17 protein-coding genes and 3 tRNA genes are annotated in these 17,993 nt (G+C 65.4%); 5 read left to right on the top strand and 15 right to left on the bottom strand.

All coding sequences use genetic code 11. From position 1 onward, the window contains the following. The first annotated feature begins 40 nt into the window (after nucleotides 1–40). Entirely contained in the window at nucleotides 41–1,051 is a 1,011-nt protein-coding gene (locus L2D00_03485; protein ID WBQ13752.1) for a cysteine synthase A, read from the top strand. Between the two features lie 4 nt (nucleotides 1,052–1,055). On the opposite strand, the gene L2D00_03480 is transcribed toward L2D00_03485, so the two are convergent. Further along, the gene (locus L2D00_03480) at nucleotides 1,056–2,117 is read right to left on the bottom strand and encodes an amino acid ABC transporter substrate-binding protein (GenBank protein WBQ13751.1); all 1,062 of its coding nucleotides are present in this window, start codon (nucleotides 2,115–2,117) and stop codon (nucleotides 1,056–1,058) included. A 65-nt stretch (nucleotides 2,118–2,182) separates the two neighbouring features. Here L2D00_03480 and metC point away from each other — a divergent pair, with 65 nt between their 5' ends. Then, the gene (metC, locus tag L2D00_03475) at nucleotides 2,183–3,325 is read left to right on the top strand and encodes a cystathionine beta-lyase (protein WBQ13750.1); all 1,143 of its coding nucleotides are present in this window, start codon (nucleotides 2,183–2,185) and stop codon (nucleotides 3,323–3,325) included. On the opposite strand, the gene L2D00_03470 is transcribed toward metC, so the two are convergent. The 8 genes from L2D00_03470 to L2D00_03435 form a co-directional block, all read right to left on the bottom strand. After that, the gene (locus tag L2D00_03470; GenBank protein WBQ13749.1) at nucleotides 3,322–4,497 is read right to left on the bottom strand and encodes an ABC transporter permease; all 1,176 of its coding nucleotides are present in this window, start codon (nucleotides 4,495–4,497) and stop codon (nucleotides 3,322–3,324) included. The two genes, metC and L2D00_03470, sit on opposite strands and share 4 nt — an antisense overlap. A 5-nt stretch (nucleotides 4,498–4,502) precedes the next feature. Beyond that, nucleotides 4,503–5,660, bottom strand: a complete 1,158-nt coding sequence (locus tag L2D00_03465) for an ABC transporter permease (GenBank protein ID WBQ13748.1) — start codon at nucleotides 5,658–5,660, stop codon at nucleotides 4,503–4,505. Next, entirely contained in the window at nucleotides 5,657–6,352 is a 696-nt protein-coding gene (locus L2D00_03460; protein WBQ13747.1) for an ABC transporter ATP-binding protein, read from the bottom strand. The genes L2D00_03465 and L2D00_03460 overlap by 4 nt, the downstream gene beginning before the upstream one ends. Nucleotides 6,353–6,425: 73 nt before the next feature. Continuing rightward, nucleotides 6,426–7,469 (bottom strand): efflux RND transporter periplasmic adaptor subunit, encoded by a 1,044-nt coding sequence (locus tag L2D00_03455; GenBank protein ID WBQ13746.1) that lies wholly within the window; start codon nucleotides 7,467–7,469, stop codon nucleotides 6,426–6,428. Between the two features lie 135 nt (nucleotides 7,470–7,604). Then, nucleotides 7,605–7,681: transfer RNA gene (locus L2D00_03450), tRNA-Arg, on the bottom strand. Between the two features lie 36 nt (nucleotides 7,682–7,717). Continuing rightward, the gene (locus L2D00_03445) at nucleotides 7,718–8,023 is read right to left on the bottom strand and encodes an ETC complex I subunit (protein ID WBQ13745.1); all 306 of its coding nucleotides are present in this window, start codon (nucleotides 8,021–8,023) and stop codon (nucleotides 7,718–7,720) included. A 42-nt stretch (nucleotides 8,024–8,065) separates the two neighbouring features. Beyond that, nucleotides 8,066–8,142: transfer RNA gene (locus tag L2D00_03440), tRNA-Pro, on the bottom strand. A gap of 56 nt (nucleotides 8,143–8,198) precedes the next feature. After that, a complete protein-coding gene (locus L2D00_03435) occupies nucleotides 8,199–8,873 on the bottom strand; it encodes a DUF192 domain-containing protein (protein WBQ13744.1) in 675 nt (224 codons plus the stop codon). Nucleotides 8,874–9,035: 162 nt separating this feature from the next. On the opposite strand from L2D00_03435, the gene ppa reads away from it, so the two are divergent. Further along, nucleotides 9,036–9,569: an inorganic diphosphatase gene (gene ppa / locus L2D00_03430; GenBank protein WBQ13743.1), complete on the top strand. Its 534-nt coding sequence runs from the start codon at nucleotides 9,036–9,038 to the stop codon at nucleotides 9,567–9,569. A gap of 99 nt (nucleotides 9,570–9,668) precedes the next feature. Continuing rightward, nucleotides 9,669–10,517, top strand: a complete 849-nt coding sequence (locus L2D00_03425; protein ID WBQ13742.1) for a TIGR00730 family Rossman fold protein — start codon at nucleotides 9,669–9,671, stop codon at nucleotides 10,515–10,517. 99 nt (nucleotides 10,518–10,616) lie between these two features. Here L2D00_03425 and L2D00_03420 read toward each other — a convergent pair whose 3' ends face one another. The 5 genes from L2D00_03420 to L2D00_03400 all read right to left on the bottom strand — a co-directional run bounded on the left by L2D00_03420 (nucleotide 10,617) and on the right by L2D00_03400 (nucleotide 15,121). Continuing rightward, on the bottom strand, nucleotides 10,617–11,642 hold the full coding sequence (locus L2D00_03420) for a hypothetical protein (protein ID WBQ13741.1): 1,026 nt from the start codon (nucleotides 11,640–11,642) through the stop codon (nucleotides 10,617–10,619). A 212-nt stretch (nucleotides 11,643–11,854) separates the two neighbouring features. Next, nucleotides 11,855–11,929, bottom strand: a tRNA-Glu gene (locus tag L2D00_03415). An 88-nt stretch (nucleotides 11,930–12,017) separates the two neighbouring features. Beyond that, on the bottom strand, nucleotides 12,018–13,799 hold the full coding sequence (gene recJ / locus L2D00_03410; protein WBQ13740.1) for a single-stranded-DNA-specific exonuclease RecJ: 1,782 nt from the start codon (nucleotides 13,797–13,799) through the stop codon (nucleotides 12,018–12,020). Then, on the bottom strand, nucleotides 13,796–14,755 hold the full coding sequence (gene glpX / locus L2D00_03405; GenBank protein ID WBQ13739.1) for a class II fructose-bisphosphatase: 960 nt from the start codon (nucleotides 14,753–14,755) through the stop codon (nucleotides 13,796–13,798). The genes recJ and glpX overlap by 4 nt, the downstream gene beginning before the upstream one ends. A 51-nt stretch (nucleotides 14,756–14,806) precedes the next feature. Continuing rightward, nucleotides 14,807–15,121 (bottom strand): hypothetical protein, encoded by a 315-nt coding sequence (locus tag L2D00_03400; GenBank protein ID WBQ13738.1) that lies wholly within the window; start codon nucleotides 15,119–15,121, stop codon nucleotides 14,807–14,809. 105 nt (nucleotides 15,122–15,226) lie between these two features. On the opposite strand from L2D00_03400, the gene phaC reads away from it, so the two are divergent. Beyond that, a complete protein-coding gene (gene phaC / locus L2D00_03395) occupies nucleotides 15,227–17,239 on the top strand; it encodes a class I poly(R)-hydroxyalkanoic acid synthase (GenBank protein WBQ13737.1) in 2,013 nt (670 codons plus the stop codon). A 129-nt stretch (nucleotides 17,240–17,368) separates the two neighbouring features. Here phaC and L2D00_03390 read toward each other — a convergent pair whose 3' ends face one another. After that, a complete protein-coding gene (locus L2D00_03390) occupies nucleotides 17,369–17,893 on the bottom strand; it encodes a hypothetical protein (GenBank protein WBQ13736.1) in 525 nt (174 codons plus the stop codon). Between the last annotated feature and the right edge of the window lie 100 nt (nucleotides 17,894–17,993).

Genomic DNA, 17,993 nt, shown 5'->3' with positions numbered 1-17,993 from the left:
TCTGGCATTGACATCGCGAGCCCGCCTGGAGACGCCCGCCATGACCCAAGCCCCCGCCCGTTCCGTCATCGATCTGATCGGCAACACGCCGCTGGTGCGCCTCAACCGCGTCTCCGACGCCACAGGGTGCGAGATTCTGGGCAAGGCGGAGTTTCTCAATCCGGGCGGCTCCGTGAAGGACCGCGCCGCGCTGGGCATTATCCGTGATGCGGAACGCTCCGGCGCGCTGAAACCCGGCGGCACGATTGTCGAGGGTACGGCGGGCAATACCGGTATTGGCCTGGCCATGGTCGGCCGCGCGCTCGGCTACCGGGTGGTCATCGTGTTCCCGCGCACCCAGTCGCGCGAGAAAGCCGCCGCCATCCGCCTCATGGGCGCCGAACTGATCGAGGTGGACGCCGTCCCCTATGCCAACCCGAACCATTATGCGCGCTATTCAGGCCAGCTGGCGCAGGAGATGAATGCGTCCGAGCCCCATGGCGCGATCTGGGCCAACCAGTTTGACAATACCGCCAACCGGCGCGTCCATGCCGAGACGACCGGTCCGGAAATCTGGACCCAGACCGGCGGCAAGGTCGACGCCTTCGTCGCCGCTGTGGGCTCGGGCGGGACGATTGCAGGCGTGTCAGACGCCCTCAAGAGCCGGAATTCAGATGTCCGCATCGCACTGGCCGATCCCGGCGGCGCGGCGCTGTACGGCTATTATGCCCATGGCGAACTGAAAGCCGAAGGCAATTCCATCACCGAAGGCATCGGTCAGAGCCGGATCACCAAAAATCTCGAAGGCGCGGTGATCGACGACGCCTTCCGCATTCCCGACGAGGAAGCGCTGGAAATCCTCTATGACCTCGTCATGCACGAAGGCCTGTGCCTGGGCGGATCGGCGGGGATCAATATCGCAGGCGCCGTGCACATGGCGCGCAAGCTGGGACCGGGCCACACCATCGTGACAATCCTGTGCGATCACGGATCACGCTACCAGTCCAAGCTCTACAACCCCGCCTTCCTGCGAGAGAAGGGATTGCCCACACCGCCCTGGCTGACGGACTAAGGCCTTACCTGAACGGCGGCGCGTAGAGCAGACCGCCTTCATTCCACTGGGCGTTCAGGCCGCGTTCGAGGCGCAGGGGCGACTGGGTGCCCAGATGGCGGGCGAACAGCTCGCCATAATGGCCGCGCGCGGTGATGGCGTTGAGGGCGAAGTCGGCGTCCAGGCCCAGCCCTTCGCCCATGGCGCCTTCCGCGCCCAGCAGGCGGCGCACGACGGGACTGCGGCCGATGTCGCGCAGCTCGCGCGCATTGGCGGCGGTGACGCCGTATTCCTCTGCGGTGATCAGCGCGTGCAGCACCCAGCGTGTGGCTTCGGCAAAGCGCGGATCACGCGCCGCCACCACCGGGCCCAGCGGCTCCTTGGAGATGACGTCCGGGAGAATCACAAACGCATCCGGCTCAGCCAGCGCCCGGCGCAGACCGGCCAGCGCGGACACGTCCGCTGTGACGACATCGCACCGCCCGGCTTCGAAGGCTTCGCGCGCGGCCAGCGGCGTTTCGGCAAGGACAGGCGTAAGGGTCAGCCCGTAAGTCTCTGCGAAGTCGGTGAGATTGAGAATGCTGGTGGTCGAGGCCTGGACGCAGATGCGCGCGCCATCGAGCTCACGCGCGCTGGCCACGCCCAGATCCGCCGGCACCATGAAGCCCTGCCCGTCATAATAATACGTGCCGGCGAATGTTACCGGCATCTGGGCCGCGCGCGTAAAGGTCCAGCTGGTTGAGCGCAGGAGAATGTCGATGCGCCCCTCCTCCAGCGCCGGCAGGCGCTCGGCGGAGGTCAGCGGCACAAAGCGAACCCGGTCCGCATCACCCAGAAAGGCGGCGGCGTACGCATGGCACAGATCAATCTCGAACCCCTGCCAGCGCCCGTCGGCATCGCGTTCGGCGAACCCCGCAAGGCCCGTATCCACCCCGCAGACCAGCACGCCGCGCTCGCGAATCTCGGCAAGCCCCGAGCCCAGCGCCTCGTACTGGCTCTGGGATACGGTGAAGCCCATGGCGAAGGCCGCCGCTGCCCGCGCCAGCCGGCGCGGTGCAAACAGGTCGAACAAAGACGCTGGCGTCATCGCTCCAACCACCCTAAACGCTGAAAAGTCCTTGTGGTGTAACCAAAGCAAAGGCCCGCGTCGACATGAAACGCGATACCCGCCTCATTCATTCAGGCCGCTGCGCCGACGACCTGCATCTGGTGAACCCGCCGGTACGGCGCGCCTCCACCGTCCTGGGCGAGACCACGCAGGCACTGTACGCCCCGGCGTCGGGCAATCATCACTACGGGCGCGGGGGTCTGAGCCCCAATGACGAACTGCGATCGGCCATCGCGGATCTCTATGACGCGGAGCATGTGGCGCTGGCACCGTCAGGCCTCGCCAGCGTGGTGCTGGCCATGCGCGCGGCCATCAACGGGCCCGGCGAGGCGCTGATCACCGATTCGGTCTACCGGCCCGTGCGCCGCTTCTGTGACGAAGAGCTGCCACGCCTGGGCGTCACGCCGCGCTATTACGATCCGCGCATCGGCGCGGACATTGCAGGCCTGATCACGCCGTCCACCCGCATGATCGCACTGGAGAGCCCGGGCTCGCTGACCTTCGAACTGCAGGACATTCCCGCCATCACCCATGCCGCGCGCGCGGCCGGCGTGCCCACCGTGATCGACGACACCTGGAGCGCGGGCTGGTTGATGAACCCGCTGGCGCTGGACGTCGACTACGCCGCCCAGGCGCTGACGAAATACGCCGGTGGCCATTCCGATTTCCTGATGGGCTCGGTGGCGGCCAAAGGCGAAGCCGCCGCGCGGCTCAAGTCGCAAGAGACGGTCAACGGGCTGCATGTCTCACCCGATGACGCGTTTTTGTGCCTGCGCGGGCTTCGCACCCTGCCCCTGCGGATCGAGCGCTCGGGGGCAAGCGGTCTGGAACTCGCGCGCCGCCTGGAATCCCACCCGCGCATCGCCCGCGTGCTGCACCCGGCGCTGCCCTCCAGTCCCGACCACGCGGTCTATGCCCGCCAGTTCCACGGCCCCGCCGGCTGCTTCGCCTTCACCGTGAAGGACGCCAGCCAGGCGCAAGGCGAGGCCATCGCCGAGGCCTGCCAGCTGTTCGCCATGGGCTTTTCCTGGGGCGGATTTGAAAGCCTGATCCTGCCTTGCGACCGCCAGCTCATCCGCACGGCCACCCCATGGCCAGCGGACGGCGCCCTGCTGCGCCTCTCCGTGGGCCTGGAAGACGTGGAGGATTTGTGGGCCGATCTCGAGCAGGCGCTCGCGGCCGCCTAGCCCTGCGCCTTCAGGATCGGCACCCGCGCGGCCCGGATCGCCGGGAAGAAGCCGCCTGCGGCACCCACCACCAGAGCCAGCACCACGCCAGAGACGATCGCGGCCGGGGTCACGGCGAAGGAGAACACGATCTGGGTGAAGCCGCCGCCCAGCGTGGAGGCCGATACACCGTCGAACACCAGATAGGTGATCCCCGCGCCGATCAGTCCGCCGATGGAGGCCAGCAGCAGCGATTCCGCCATCGTGCCGACAAAGGCCGGAAAGCCGGCAAACCCGATGGCGCGCAGGGTCGCGATCTCGCGCGTGCGCGCATCGACAGACGCGTACATGGCGTTCCACGCGCCCGCGAGCGCCCCAACCGCCATGATGATGGCCAGCGGCCAGCCCAGGAACAGGATGATATTCGAGGTGCCGCCAGCGGTGGACGCGAAGAACTGGCGCTCGCTGGACACGTCGGCCTCGAGACGCGGCTCGTTCTCCACATAGGCCTGCAGCTCGGCCAGAGCCTGCGGGCTGGTCAGGCGCGCACGCACGGACTGCACGGTCCCGGTGCGCTGATAGAGATTCTGGATCACGCCCAGATCGGCCCAGATTTCTGAATCGAAAACCGATCCCCCCGTGGAGAATATCCCCACCACCCGCCATTCATTGGGGCCAAGCCGGATTGTTTCGCCCAACTCGAAGCCGGCAAACTCGCGCAGCACGCCCTCGCCCACCACAAGCTCATTGGAGCCGGACGCAAACATGCGGCCTTGAGTGAGCGAAAAGCCGTTGCGCAGCGATGGCGCATTCTCGCCCACCCCGCGCAGGGGCAGGTTCGCATCCGTGCCCGATGACCGCTTGCGGCCATTGGCGACGACATAGAGCTCTGCCGATATAATCGGATCACCGGACGCGTCCACGGCGATGCCGGGTCCCGCCTCGATCAGGCGCACCGCATCGCGGCCCAGCCCGGAATTGAGCTCGGTCTGGGAATTGGCCCCGACGACCACCGCCACATCATCCGACCCCGTACCGTCCACCGTCGCCCGGAAGCCGTTGGCCATCGCCAGGAAGCCCAGCAAAACGCCCACCACCAGCGCCACTGACAAGACGGTCGCCAATGACATGCCCCATCGCTGCGGGATGGAGCGCAGATTGATCATCGTGACGGCCCCGATCTGTCTGAGCATCGCCCTTACTCCTTCCCGAGACCGTCAACGATATTGATCCGCATGGCGTTGATCGCCGGCATCAAGCCGGTAACCAGGCCGAACGCGACCATCAGCGCAATGGCCTGGCCTGCTATCTCACCCGTCATGCGCAGGCCCGGCAGCTGACCGGCCAGCATCGCGCCGACGCCGGCCAGCAGCAGTGCCGCCAAACCGAGCCCGATCAATCCGCCGACCAGGCTCAGCAGCACCGACTCGCTGAGCACGTGAATGAAGATCCGCGGCGGGGCGAAGCCCAGCGTCTTCATGACCGCCACTTCCTTGGTGCGCTCATTGATCGCCATCACCATGGTCGTGCCGACGATCATCAGGATCGTGGCAAAGGCCGCGCCGATCACCAGCGTCAGAATAAGGCCGATATTGCCCAGCTGCTCCAGGAAGGCCTGGCCAAACGCCGCCTCTGTGGACGTCTCCGTCTCCGCCGGCGAGTTGGCGAACAGCGCGTCGATCTCCCGGGCGACCCGGTCATTGATGGACGGATCCCCGGTGGTGAGAATGATCCAGCCGATCTGGTCACGGTTGAAGGCCAGCGCCTCGTTGTAATAATCGTAGTTCAGCAAAATATAGTTCGTCGGAACGTCCTGATCCTGTGCGTCGAAGACAACGCATAGCTCGAGATCCCAGACCTGTGAGCCATCTTCCTTGCGCCAGATGTTTGAGTTCAGCGGAATGCGCTGTCCCTGGGTCCATCCATACTGGTTCATCAGATCGGCGCCGACCGCGGCGCAATCGCGGCGCGCGAACAGGGTCTCCAGCTCGCCCTCCACCGGCTCCAGCTCGGCATACACCTGGAGATAGCTCTCAATGTCCGCGGCGAAGGCCTGGATGAAATTGCGCGGCTCCTGATAATACCCGCCAAACCAGCTGGCGTGGGTGACCGCCTGAACGCCGTCCACCTGCGCCACGCGCCCCCAATAGGCGTAGGGCATGGTCAGGGTGAAGTTGATCGCGTTCAGCGTCACCAGGCGGTCCGCCGCCGCAGTATCGACACCGGAATTGAGCGAGCGCGAAAAGGCACCCAGCACGGCGAAGATCAGGAAGGCTGTCATGATCGACAGCACAAGCAGGATTGCCCGCGTCTTCTTGCGGAACAGGCTTTTGCGGATCAGCGTGGCATCGTTCATGCGGGCGCGCCTGCAGCTTCGACGAACCGGCCTTTGTCCAGGTGCAGTTCGCGCTTGGCATATTTCGCGGCAGCCGGGTCGTGGGTCACCATGATGATAGTCTTGCCCAGCTCGTCATTGAGAAGCTGGAGCGTACCCAGCACCTCGTCGGCGGTGGTGCGATCCAGATCACCGGTCGGTTCATCGCACAGCAGCACTTTGGGATCGGCCACGATCGCGCGCGCAATGGCCACGCGCTGTTGCTGACCGCCCGACATCTGGCGGGGCCTGTGGCCGGAGCGGTCGGCGAGCTTGACGATATCCAGGGCGGTCTGCACCCGGCGCTTGCGCTCCTTGCCCGAGAGCTTGGTGAGCAGCAGCGGCAATTCCACGTTCTGGGCCGCCGTCAGCGTGGGCATCAGATTGTAGAACTGGAAGATGAAACCGACATTCGCGGCGCGCCATTTGGCCAGTTTCGACTGGGCCATATTGTCAATGCGCGCGCCGTCGAACAACACCTCGCCCGAGCTGGGCCGGTCGATGCCGCCCAGCTGGTTGAGCAGGGTGGTCTTGCCCGAACCGGACGGCCCCATGATCGCAATGAACTCGCCCTGACCGATGGTCATCGTGAGGTCGGAGAAAATGGTGATGGATTCGCGCCCGCGCGTGTAGCGCTTGGCAAGATTGTTGAGCTGATACAGCGCCTCGGCCATAGGCATCCCTTCCCGATCCGTCTTACGAATTGAACTTTACATAATAAAGCACATTATATCAATAGGGCGTTCACTACCCGTCGACGAATGTCACGCGCGCCGCCATGTCGGGCAGGATCCGTGCATCCCGCTCCAGTAGCGCCACGCGCACCTTGATCGTGGCGCGCGCCCGGTCGGCTGTTGGGATGATTGCCTCCACCCGCGCCGGGATACGCCAGTCCGGATAGGCGTCGAGTACTGCCTCAACAGTCTGCCCGGCAGTAACGCGCTGGATCTGCCCCTCATTGACGTCCACTTCGAGTTCCAGGCTGCTCATATCCACAATGGTGGCGATGCCTGTGCGGGTGAATCCGCCACCGGCAGACCCCGGCGACAGGATTTCACCCACCTGGGCGTTCTTGGCGATCACCACGCCGCCGAAGGGCGCGCGCACCACATGGCGGTCGACAAAATCCAGCTGGCTGGCCAGACGGGCGCGGGCCGCCGCCGAGTCGGCGCGGGCGGCTGCGATCTGGCTGCCAAGCGAATCACGCTGGGACTGCAAAGCGGTGATCGAGGCCTCTGTGGCAAACCCGGAGGTGACCAGGCGCTGCGCGCGCTCCAGCTGAAGCTGCGCCTCGGCGCGCTGGCTGCCGAGGGCGCGCGCGCGTGCTTCGGCGGCCTGGGCCTGCGCCTCGAACAGATCGAGGTCCAGCCGCGCGCGCTCATCATCCAGCCTGGCGAGCACCTCGCCCTCAGAGACAACTGTGCCCTCCTCAATGAGCACTTCGCGGATGCGGCCGGTGATTTCCGCCGACACGGTCGCCTGACGGCGCGCCGTGACATAGCCCGACGCCACAAGGCCGGACGCCCGCGCGGCGGGGCGCGGCGCGGGCTGGGCCGCGGGCGCAGCGGCTTCAACGCCAGACGCCTCAGCCACAATCTGCGGCGCAGCGGCGGGTGCCGGCTCATCGGATGACGTCAGGACGGGGATCAAAAACCAGGCCAGTGCCACGCCAATCGCGATCGACACCGTGGCAATCAGCACCTGAAGCAACACATTCGGCCCGGCGCTGTGCGCTTCGCCGCCCCGGTCTATGCTCAAGGATTGAAGCTGGTCTCTGCGATCGTCTGCCATGGTCACCCCTTCCCGTTGCACCGCCAATATCAGAGGCCACGGGGGTGCGCAGCTAAATATCTGGACAGATAAGCACCGGGTTCAGATGGCATGGCGGGGGCACCGCGGCTCACCGGGATCGGACACACAGCAAACTGGCGACCCTGGCAGGACTCGAACCTGCAACCGTCGGATTAGAAGTCCGGTGCTCTATCCAGTTGAGCTACAGGGCCTGGGGCGCAAGGCGGGCCGGTGACTGGCGCTCGCGCCTAGTGCGACCAGGGCTCCTTGCGCTCATAGGCGAAATTGCCGGCATAGGTTTTGATGCGGCGCGGCGTTTCGCGCGCTTCGAAGACCTGGAACGGGATGGCGTGACGCTGGGCATAGGCCACGGCCTCGTCACGGGTCTCAAAGCTGAGGCGGATCTGGCGGCGGGTATCATTGGACGAGGCCCAGCCCATGAGCGGGTCCGGGCGCTTGGCCATGGAGGGGATAAACTCCAGCAGCCAGTCATGGGTCTTGGCCCGGCCGGACTGCATCGCGGTTTTCGCCGGACGATAGATTTTGGCGAACATCGAGACGAACTCCCAAACGGCATCCCGCTTGCGCGGGTAAGATGGTCGGGGCGGCCGGATTCGAACCAGCGACCCTCTGGTCCCAAACCAGATGCGCTACCAGGCTGCGCTACGCCCCGAATGAGCGGGGTTTACGCGCGCGCGCCCGGCGGCGCAAGCGGCGCGAACGCCAGGTTCAGCGGTTATCCCCGCCCTCGCCGCCATCACCGGCGGGCTCTTCGTCTGCCGGCTCTTCACCGGGCTCACCCTCGCCAGGCTCATCACCCGGTTCGTCATTGCCCGGCTCACCGTCATCGCCTTCAGGCCCCGGACCGGCCTCGGGCTCGGGCTCGGGCTCGGGCTGAACAGTGGCTTCATTGCCGAACAGGGCATGGCGCACGATGTCGCCGGGCGAAATGCCCAGCTCGGCGGAGCGGCCCGCATTGATCTCCAGCACGCTGAGCACCGGAAAGTCCGACAAGAGCTGGCGGCGCGACATGGGCTGCGCGTGGGCGATGATCTTGGCGATGCGCCCGTCGGCGCGAATATACAGAATATCCAGCGGGATCAGCGTGTTCTCCATCCAGATGGAGACGATCTGCTCACGCTGGAAATCAAACAGCATGCCGGCGTCGGGATCGAGCGACTCGCGGTGCATCAGGCCGCGCTGGCGCGCGTCGTCGCTGGCGGCGACCTCCACAATCAGCTCGACCGGGCCGTCCGCCGTGTCGATCACGACAAGGTCGGGTCCGCCATACTCCACCACCGTCTCGCGCGCAGTGGGATCGGCGTGGGCCCAGGTGGCCGACACAAGGAACAGCGCGGCAAACGCGCCGGCGAAGCGGGACAAGGCGGGGGCGATCATGTTCATGGAAGGGAAGCTAGCCTCGCACCGCGCGGGACGCAATCGGTGTTGCGCTGATGGCCCTGTGGGGCGCGGCACACGTGTGCACTGCACAAAAGCGCTTGCCTGTGCGCGCCGCACAGGTTTGTTAGCGCGTCGAACGATACGCCATTAAGGGGGACGACACATATGCGCATTGAAGCCATCTCCATCGGGCAGAACCCGCCCGACGATATCAATGTCATCATCGAAGTGCCGTTCGGCGGCCAGCCGGTGAAGTATGAGCTGGACAAGAGCTCCGGCACGCTCTGGGTGGACCGCTATCTGCACACACCCATGCGCTATCCGTGCAATTACGGCTTCACGCCCCACACCCTGTCCCTGGATGGCGACCCCATCGACGTGATGGTGCTGGGTCAGACCGAGCTGGTACCGGGCTGCGTGATGCGCGCGCGCCCCATCGGCGTGCTGGTGATGGAGGACGAGAGCGGTCAGGACGAGAAAATCCTTGCCGTGCCCCACGCCAAGCTGACGCCGCTGTATGAAGAGATGAAAACCTATACCGATGTGCACCAGGCGCAGATCGCGCGCATCACCCATTTCTTCGAGCACTACAAGGATCTCGAACCGCGCAAATGGGTGAAGGTCCAGGGCTGGTACGGCGTCGAGCGCGCGCGTGAAATGATCCTGGACTCCATCGAGCGGGCCAAGACCGCCGGCTGACCCGTCATGCAAGCAGGGCGGCGCTGAGCGCCGCCCTCGCCTCGCCGCCGCCTGCATGGTGTGATTACACCCCGGACATGCAGTGCGAGGAGACGGTTGATGAAGCGTATGATCGAGTTGCCAGTGGAGACCCAGCCGGGCGATCCGCTGGAGGCTTATTTCAATCCCGATTTCATGAACTCGCCGACAGCGCGGCCTCTGCGCATCCTGGCTGAATATCTTCAGCCCAAGGAGCGCTTCGAACAGCGCGAGATCAACGACACCATTTTGTTCTTTGGCTCGGCGCGCGTCCTGCCCGCCGATGTGGCGCAGGCGCGTCTGGACGCGGCGCAGGCTGAGGGCGGCGAGGACGCGGTGAAGCTGGCGCAGCGTGCCGTCATGATGTCGCGCTACTATGAAGACGCGCGCGAGCTGGCCAAGCGGCTCACCCACTGGTCGCTCAATCTCGAGCCGTGCGGCGGGCGGCGCTTTGTGGTGTGCACCGGTGCCGGGCCCGGCATCATGGAAGCGGCCAATCGCGGCGCCATGGAGGCGGGCGGCGAGACGGTGGGCCTGGGCATCACCCTGCCCATGGAGGAAGCCAATAACCCCTATGTGACGCCGGACCTCAATTTCGAGTTCCACTACTTCTTCACGCGCAAATTCTGGTTTTTGTATCCGGCCAAGGCGCTGGTCCTGATGCCCGGCGGGTTCGGCACGCTGGACGAATTGTTCGAGACCCTGACCCTGCTCCAGACCAAAAAGATGAAAAAGCGCCTGCCCGTGGTGCTGTTCGGCACGGACTACTGGGACAAGGTGCTCAATCTGGAGGCTCTGGTCGAGTTCGGTGCCATCAACGCCGCCGACCTTGACCTCATCCACCGCACCGACAGCGTGGACGAGGCGTACACCTACATCGTCGACGAGCTGTGCGAATATGCCCTGCCCAATCCGGGACCGGGGATGTAGCGTCAAGGGCGGGCGACGGGGCACCGGGGAGGTGCCGCGCCCCTCGACACGCGGCCGGGCCCGGGCAGGATGTCCGCCGCCAGCGCACGCGGCGCTCCGTCAGCGGGGGTCAGCCGGAATTCCTGTGGCCACGCCACGGCGCCCCGGGCGATACTGACTGCCCGGCACAGGGGAAAAGGCGGTCAGGCCGTCCCCACCCGTCACCTCCCGCGCGGCTGCCTGCAGGCCGGCGGCCAGGCCCGGCTCTATGCCCAGCTCCCAGGCGGCCAGCTCGGTCTCGCCCAGCGACCGGGGGTCCAGCCCGGTCAGGTGTGCGAAAACCACCAGGGCAGACAGGTAGTAGCCGTACTGGCTGGCATGATGCTGGTCATAACTCCACAGGCTGACCTGGCCGTGAGGCACGCCCTGATAGGGGTTTTCCACGGCGAGGCCTGTCTCCATCGCCTTCAGCCAGGCGTCCGCCACGGGAATGATGGCACCGTCCACACCCACGCGGGCTGCGGCCAGTTCATAGCCGTCCCGAATGTCGGCCGCCATCCGGTCAAGCCCCTGTCCAGACCAGGGCCGCCCGTCCAGGTGGACGTAATCGGCTCTCGGCCAGGTCGCGAGAAACAGGATCTGGACCGCGTCATGTCTTGCGCGAACCGTATCGGCGAGGGTGGCCGACGCCTCGACCAGACGCCGCGGATCGCCCGGTGCCGCCCGGTCCAGCATGGAGAGGCTTTGCATCACGACGCAGTCCCATGAACGGTCAAAGCGCTCGAGTCCGGCCTCCACATGATCGTGCAGACCGAAACCGGACGACGTGGCGTGGCTGACATCAAGCGCCACGCCCGCCTGATCGGCAAAGACGCCGACCAGGGCCGGCACGCCGCCAAAATCCGTGTTGTAGAGGTCCTGCACCGTCTCAGCCCGGTAATAGCGCACCGCCGAGGTTGATCCGAATGTGTAGCTATTGCCGATGAAGAGCACGCGCGCGCCCTCACGGGCGCAGGCCTGGCCCGCCGGTTCCACATCCATGCCGGCGTCCGCCACGGCGGTGCAGAAGCCCGCCGCGGCCATACAAACCGCTGTGACCACAGCCAGAAAACGCCAGGGACTGACCCTGTGGTGAGCGGCATGCATCAGGTGATCCTCCGTATCCGGTTTCAATGCCGGTGTTCAGACATGCCCGGCACCCGCCCGGCTGGGACGGTGACGGGAATGATCACTGATATCAGCTTCATACCGTTTGCGGCAGTGGCTTCTGTCCCGAGCGGCCCGCCCGCAAATCACCGCCGGAAGTGCGCTTGGAAACAAGCGTCACGGCGTCAGACATCAACAGGGAGAAACACGCGTGGCAGGCCCTAGGGGAATCGAACCCCTCTTTCCAGGTTGAAAACCTGGCGTCCTAACCGATAGACGAAGGGCCCGCGAACGCGTGGAGCGTCGATATATCCACCCCCTCCCCCTTATGCAAGCGCTCGGCAGGGAGTTTCTTCACATCGCGCTGCGCCGCGGTCAGCCTGCGGGCGCAAGGTCTTCGAGGTGCAGCTCGGCGCGCCGTCCATAGCGATTGTCCTCGGCGCGCAGCTTGCCCGCCACATGGAAACGCGCCTCGCCCGGAGCCAGCAGCGCGTGGCCCATGGGATTGTCGGCGGCGCGAAACGCAATGCCCTGCAGGCGCGCGCCGCCGGCGGCCTCGAACGTGACGCGCACATGGTTGGTTCCCACCAGCTTGGCAAAGGTGCGGCGCAGATCGCTGAACGCAAAACGCGGCTCCGGATTGCCCTGGCCGAAGGGCGCGGCGGCGCTCAGCGCCTCGCAAAACTCGAACGATACCGAGGCCGGATGGGCGACAGCGTCCAGCTGCAGCGTGCGCGCCTCGTGCGCGCCTGCCCATTCGGCGGCCAGCTCGGCTTCCATGAAAGCGCGCAGGTCATCGATCCGGTCCGCGGCTATGGTCAGGCCGCCCGCCATGGCGTGTCCGCCGCCGGCCACCAGCAGCCCGGCTTCACGCGCGCGCGCAATCGCGCCGCCCAGATTGACCCCGGGGCAGGACCGGCCCGAGCCTTTGGCGAGGCCCGTTTCGGGATCAATCCCGATCACGATGGAGGGCCGGTTGAACCGGTCTTTCAACCGTCCTGCGGCGATGCCGATGACGCCGGGATGCCAGTGCTCACCTGCGGCGATGAGCACCGCCGCATCCTCGCTGACACCCGCCGCCTCCACCTGCGCCAGGGCGGCCTCCAGCACCTCGGCCTCGATCTCGCGGCGCTCGGCATTGAGACGGTCAAGCTCCTGTGCAAGGGCGCGCGCTTCGTCCTTGTCATCGGTGGTCAGCAGGCGCGCGCCCAGATCGGACTTGCCCACCCGTCCCCCGGCATTGATTCGCGGTCCGATCAGGAAGCCGGCGTGATACACGCCCGCAGGTCCCGTCACGCCCGCCACCTCTGCCAGCGCCGCCAGGCCGGGGCGCGACCATGCGCTCATGACTTTCAGCCCTTGCGCGGTGACGGCACGGTTGAAACCGGTCAGCGGCACCACGTCGCAAATGGTGCCCAGAGCCGCCAGATCCGCAAAGGCGAGCAGGTCCGGCTCGGGTTTGGCTGCAAACGCGCCGCGTGTGCGCCCTTCACGGTTCAGCGCCGCCAGCAGGACAAACACCACGCCCGCGGCCGCCAGATGGCCGCAGCCTGACGGATCACCGGGTTGATTGGGATTCACCAGCGCCTCGGCGTCCGGTGCCGCGCCGTCCATCAGATGGTGATCGATCACCGCCACCGGCAGGCCCATGGCACGCGCCCCGGCCAGCGGGACCACGGCCGCCGCCCCGCAATCGAGCGTGATCACCAGGCCTGCGCCCTGAGCTTTCAGCGTTTCGAACGCCGCCGTACTGGGGCCGTACCCCTCTTCGATCCGGTCGGGCACATAGATCAGGGGCGCTTTGCTCACCATGGCCAGCCAGCGCGAAAGCTGGGCGGCGGAGGTGGCACCGTCCACGTCATAATCAGCAAACAGGGCAATGCGCACCCCCGCTTCCACCGCGTCCCAGATCAGGCGCGCAGCATCATCCATGCCCTTGAAGCTGGACGGATCGGGAAAGCTGTCGCGCAGACGCGGGGCCAGAAAGCCCGGCGCGGTGTCCGCCGTCAGGCCGCGCGCCGCGAGCAGGCGGGCCAAGGCGTCATTGGCACCGGTCAGGCGGGCGATCTCGCCCGCCACACGGTCGTCTGCAGGCTTGAGCGCCCAGGCGCGCCCGCCCAGCGAGTGCGTGACGCCGAACAGCGCGCTGCCGGTCACCGCGCCAGCGGGCGGCGGGTCGAGATTTTCCGCCGCACGCCCGAGATGGAGGAGTAGACCAGCGTCTGGGTCTCCACCCAGCCGGCCCCGTGGCGCACGCCATGGACCATCCGGCCATCGGTCACGCCGCAGGCGATCAGCAGGCAGTCATCGCTGGCCATGTCCATGAGCGTGTATTTGCGGTCGAGATCCTCGATCCCGGTGCGCCGGGCGCGGGCACGCTCGTCATCATTGCGGAAATGCAGGCGGCACTGGATCTGGCCACCGACGCAGCGCAGCCCCGCCGCCGCCAGAACGCCTTCGGGCGCGCCGCCGCGGCCAATATAGATGTCCACGTCCACATCCGGGTCAGCGGCCATCATCACGCCGGCCACATCGCCGTCACCGATAAACGTGATTCGCGCGCCCGCCTTGCGGATCGAGGCGGCGATACCCTCATGACGCTCGCGGTCCAGCACGCAGGCGGTAATCTGCGACGGGTCGACGCCCTTGGCGCGGGCCAGCGAGCGGATATTGTCGGCGGGTTCTGCGTCCAGATCGATCACGCCTTCGGCATAGCCCGGCCCGATGGCGATCTTGTCCATATACGTGTCAGGCGCGTACAGCAGCCCGCCCCGGGGCGACAGCGCCAGGATCGCCAGCGCATCGCGCATGCCCTTGGCGGTCACGTCCGTGCCTTCCAGCGGGTCCAGGGCGATATCGATCTCGGGACCCTGCCCCGTGCCGACTTCCTCGCCGATATAGAGCATGGGCGCCTCGTCGCGCTCGCCCTCGCCGATCACAATGCGGCCGCGCATCTCCATGGCGTTGAAGGCGGTACGCATGGCGTCCACAGCCGCCTGGTCAGCGGCGATCTTGTCACCGCGCCCCACCAGGGCCGACGCAGCGATGGCTGCGCGCTCGGCGGCGTTCACCGCATCATTCATCAGGGCTTCCAGCCCCTTGGCGTTCGACATGCTCATTTCCTTGTCCGTTCAGGGGCCACCAACGCAAGGCGTTGGCGGTGATCATTCAGGGGGTTTGGCGCGCGCGCGCTGGCGCACAGCATAATCTTCGGCAGACTCTTCCGGGTCGGACACGCTGTCGGCGGCGTCACGGATCTGCGCGCCACGCCGCAGAAGCGCGCGCTCGGACGCGGCCATGGAGGCAAGCGTGCCCGCGTCCAGGACACGCTCGGGCACAAAGCCCGGTGCACGCGCGGCACCACCCGCCGGGTCCCCGCCGGACAGGCGCTGCGCGCTCCAGCTGCTGATGTCGGCGTCCGGCTGGGCATTCCCCGCGCAGCCTGCGGCAAACACGGCGGCCGAAGCGAGGGCGAGCATTCGCAGAATCATGACGCGCCTTGCGCCTCCCGGCCATTGGATGGGGCTTCGGCTTTCTATACGCTTCTGCGCATCACTGTCACCTCCCGGGAGGCGTTGCGCACCATGGCCGAGAAAAAAACACCCGCCCGCTCCGGCAAACCCGCGCGGACACGCAAACCAAAGGCCTCCGCGCCCAAACCGGCCAGGACCGGCGCAGAGCCCGGCAGGACGACCGGAGCGCCCGCCAAACCTGCGACGAAATCCGGCGCGGCACCGGCGGCCAAAGCCGGATCAGCGCCGCAACCGGCAACCGGTCAGGCCGCAGAGGCCGCCGCATCCCTGGGTGTGCTTGGCGCGGAAGACCTGGACAGGCTGGAGACGGTCTCGCGCAATCTCATGCAGTCCGCGCTCAAAAGCCAGAAGCTGATGAGCGATGTCATGCGCCGCTCGCTGGAGGGCGACCCGTCTCTGGCCCCGAACGCTGACCCGCTGCACGCCGCGCCCGAACTGATCAAGGCCTGGGAATCGATTCTGTCCGATCCCGAGCTCTTGCTGCAGGCCCAGTCAGACCTCTATCGCAGCTATCTGGACCTGTGGTCGTCCACCAACCGGCGGATGCTGTCGGGCGACGCCGCCGATCCGGCGATCATGCCGGAACCGGGTGACAAGCGCTGGCGCTCCAAAGCGTGGAGCGAGCATCCGGTGTTTGACGCCATCAAGCAGTCCTATCTGCTCAATCAGCGCTTCATGCTGACCCTGCTGGCGGGGGCCAAGGGCCTTGATGAACCGGCGCGCCGCAAAGTGAATTTCGTCACCCGCCAGATGATCGACGCCCTGTCGCCGACCAATTTTGCCATGACCAATCCCGATGTGATCGAGGAGACAGTGCGCACGCGGGGTGAAAACCTGACGCGCGGCCTGACCCAGCTGATGAGCGATCTGGAGCGCGGCCAGGGCCGCCTCGCTTTGTCCCAGACCGATATGGACGGGTTTGAGGTGGGCAAGGATCTGGCCGCCACGCCCGGCGCTGTGGTCTGGCGCAATGAGGTGATGGAGCTGATCCAGTACGCGCCCGCCACGCAGCAGGTCCGCCAGCGGCCCCTGCTGATCGCGCCGCCCTGGATCAACAAGTTCTACATTCTCGACATGCGGCCCCAGGGATCGATGATCCGCTGGCTCACAGAACAAGGTTTCACGGTCTTCCTGATCAGCTGGGTGAACCCCGAAGCCGACCTGAAGGACGCCAGTCTGGAAGACTATATCCGCAAGGGCCTGTTCACCGCGCTGGAGGTGATCGAGACCATTACCGGCGAGCGCCAGGTGGACACGGTGGGCTATTGCATTGGCGGCACCATGCTGGGCACGGCGCTGGCGCTGATGGCGGCCGAGGGTGACGACCGCATCGCGTCGGCCACCTTCTTCGCCGCCCAGCTCGATTTCAAGCTGGCAGGCGAGCTCCTGGTCTTCATCGATCAGGAATGGTTCAGGGAGATCGAGCGCCTGATGGACGCCCAGGGCGGCGTGCTGGACGGGCGCACCATGGCCGACACCTTCAACATGCTGCGTTCGAATGATCTGGTGTGGTCCTTCGTGATCAACAACTATCTGCTGGGCCGCCAGCCCCAGGCCTTCGACCTCCTCTACTGGAACGCCGACCAGACGCGCATGCCCAAGCGGCTGCACCTGTATTATCTCGACACCTTCTACCGCCAGAACCTTCTTTCCGAAGGCAAATTGGAGATGGCGGGCCATACGCTGAACCTCAGGAACGTGACCATTCCGGTGTTCATGCAGGCCAGCAAGGAAGACCACATCGCGCCGGCCGACAGCGTCTACCGCTCGGCGCGCCTGTTTGGCGGTCCGGTGCAGTACATGATGGCGGGGTCCGGCCATATCGCCGGCGTGGTCAACCACCCCGACGCCAGGAAATACCAGCACTGGGTCAACAAGGCCCTGCCCGAAACCCGCGAAGCGTGGCTCGCCGGCGCCACCGAAACCCCCGGTTCCTGGTGGCCCCACTGGACAGACTGGCTGCGGTCCATGAATGACGCGCAGGTCCCCGCCCGTGAGCCCGGCGGCGGCAAGCTCAAGCCGGTCTGCCCGGCGCCGGGGGAATATGTGAAGGTGCGCAGTTAGGGGGCGCTCTCTTATTTGCCTTCACCGCTCGCGAAATACGTTCAGTAAATCTAACGGAAACAGTCGACGCCAAAAAGGTACGGACCTCAAACTCATTCGTTTAGCGAGATACGACCGATTGATAGCAAACTACCCATTTGCGATGAGCTCAGCTACAACCAAAAGCTTGTCCTTGTAGGTTGAGAAAACCGTTTCTCCAGCAAAGGAATTTGGATTCTGCGCCATCAAGAAGTCATATAGCTCAATACCTGAGCTTGGTGAGCCCAATACCCTTGCTGCAACTGCTTCCAAGGATGCTTGTGTGGTGCTGGAAATATGAGCAGATGCATTTCTCATAGCCCTCAAATCTGACAAATCAGTTGTTATGCTGCTTATATGCGGCTCGAATGGCCGACCATCATGAAAGTAAAGAAACGCAACACGCTTAACATTTTCATGATTGGCAAAATCAAAATATCGCCCCGTCCCAATCAATATTTTTAATGCTCTATCAATGTCTTTTGGACTCACATATTTCCGAGGGCGCCTCCCAAGCGCTGACTTTCTTCCCGCCATATACTTCGTCATCGCCCCTTCAAGAAAAGCTTCCCATCCTCTGAAAAGATTCAAGAAAGCCGCCACCGCAATCTGTCTCTGGTCGATGATTGGCAGCAAGGGCTGACCCGCTGCGTCGCGCGCGTGGCAATTCGCAATGAGACTATCACACTGCGCCGCTGAGGCTTGGAAATCAGCCAGTGTCTGCGATAGTGACACG

The organism is Hyphomonadaceae bacterium BL14 (assembly GCA_027627705.1).
Lineage (GTDB): Bacteria > Pseudomonadota > Alphaproteobacteria > Caulobacterales > Maricaulaceae > Oceanicaulis.
The sequence above is the reverse complement of the archived record's forward strand: the minus strand, read 5'-3'. Positions and strand labels throughout refer to the sequence as shown.

Bases quoted from the DNA above. Each gene is read 5' to 3' on its own strand.
- L2D00_03435 (WBQ13744.1), bottom strand. From the start codon at position 8,873: ATGAACATGATCGCCCCCGCCTTGTCCCGCTTCGCCGGCGCGTTTGCC.
- L2D00_03460 (WBQ13747.1), bottom strand. From the start codon at position 6,352: ATGGCCGAGGCGCTGTATCAGCTCAACAATCTTGCCAAGCGCTACACG.
- L2D00_03445 (WBQ13745.1), bottom strand. From the start codon at position 8,023: ATGTTCGCCAAAATCTATCGTCCGGCGAAAACCGCGATGCAGTCCGGC.
- L2D00_03470 (WBQ13749.1), bottom strand. From the start codon at position 4,497: ATGCTCAGACAGATCGGGGCCGTCACGATGATCAATCTGCGCTCCATC.
- L2D00_03485 (WBQ13752.1), top strand. From the start codon at position 41: ATGACCCAAGCCCCCGCCCGTTCCGTCATCGATCTGATCGGCAACACG.
- L2D00_03425 (WBQ13742.1), top strand. From the start codon at position 9,669: ATGAAGCGTATGATCGAGTTGCCAGTGGAGACCCAGCCGGGCGATCCG.
- L2D00_03400 (WBQ13738.1), bottom strand. From the start codon at position 15,121: ATGCTCGCCCTCGCTTCGGCCGCCGTGTTTGCCGCAGGCTGCGCGGGG.
- glpX (WBQ13739.1), bottom strand. From the start codon at position 14,755: ATGTCGAACGCCAAGGGGCTGGAAGCCCTGATGAATGATGCGGTGAAC.
- L2D00_03480 (WBQ13751.1), bottom strand. From the start codon at position 2,117: ATGACGCCAGCGTCTTTGTTCGACCTGTTTGCACCGCGCCGGCTGGCG.
- L2D00_03420 (WBQ13741.1), bottom strand. From the start codon at position 11,642: ATGCATGCCGCTCACCACAGGGTCAGTCCCTGGCGTTTTCTGGCTGTG.
- metC (WBQ13750.1), top strand. From the start codon at position 2,183: ATGAAACGCGATACCCGCCTCATTCATTCAGGCCGCTGCGCCGACGAC.
- phaC (WBQ13737.1), top strand. From the start codon at position 15,227: ATGGCCGAGAAAAAAACACCCGCCCGCTCCGGCAAACCCGCGCGGACA.
- ppa (WBQ13743.1), top strand. From the start codon at position 9,036: ATGCGCATTGAAGCCATCTCCATCGGGCAGAACCCGCCCGACGATATC.
- L2D00_03455 (WBQ13746.1), bottom strand. From the start codon at position 7,469: ATGGCAGACGATCGCAGAGACCAGCTTCAATCCTTGAGCATAGACCGG.
- L2D00_03465 (WBQ13748.1), bottom strand. From the start codon at position 5,660: ATGAACGATGCCACGCTGATCCGCAAAAGCCTGTTCCGCAAGAAGACG.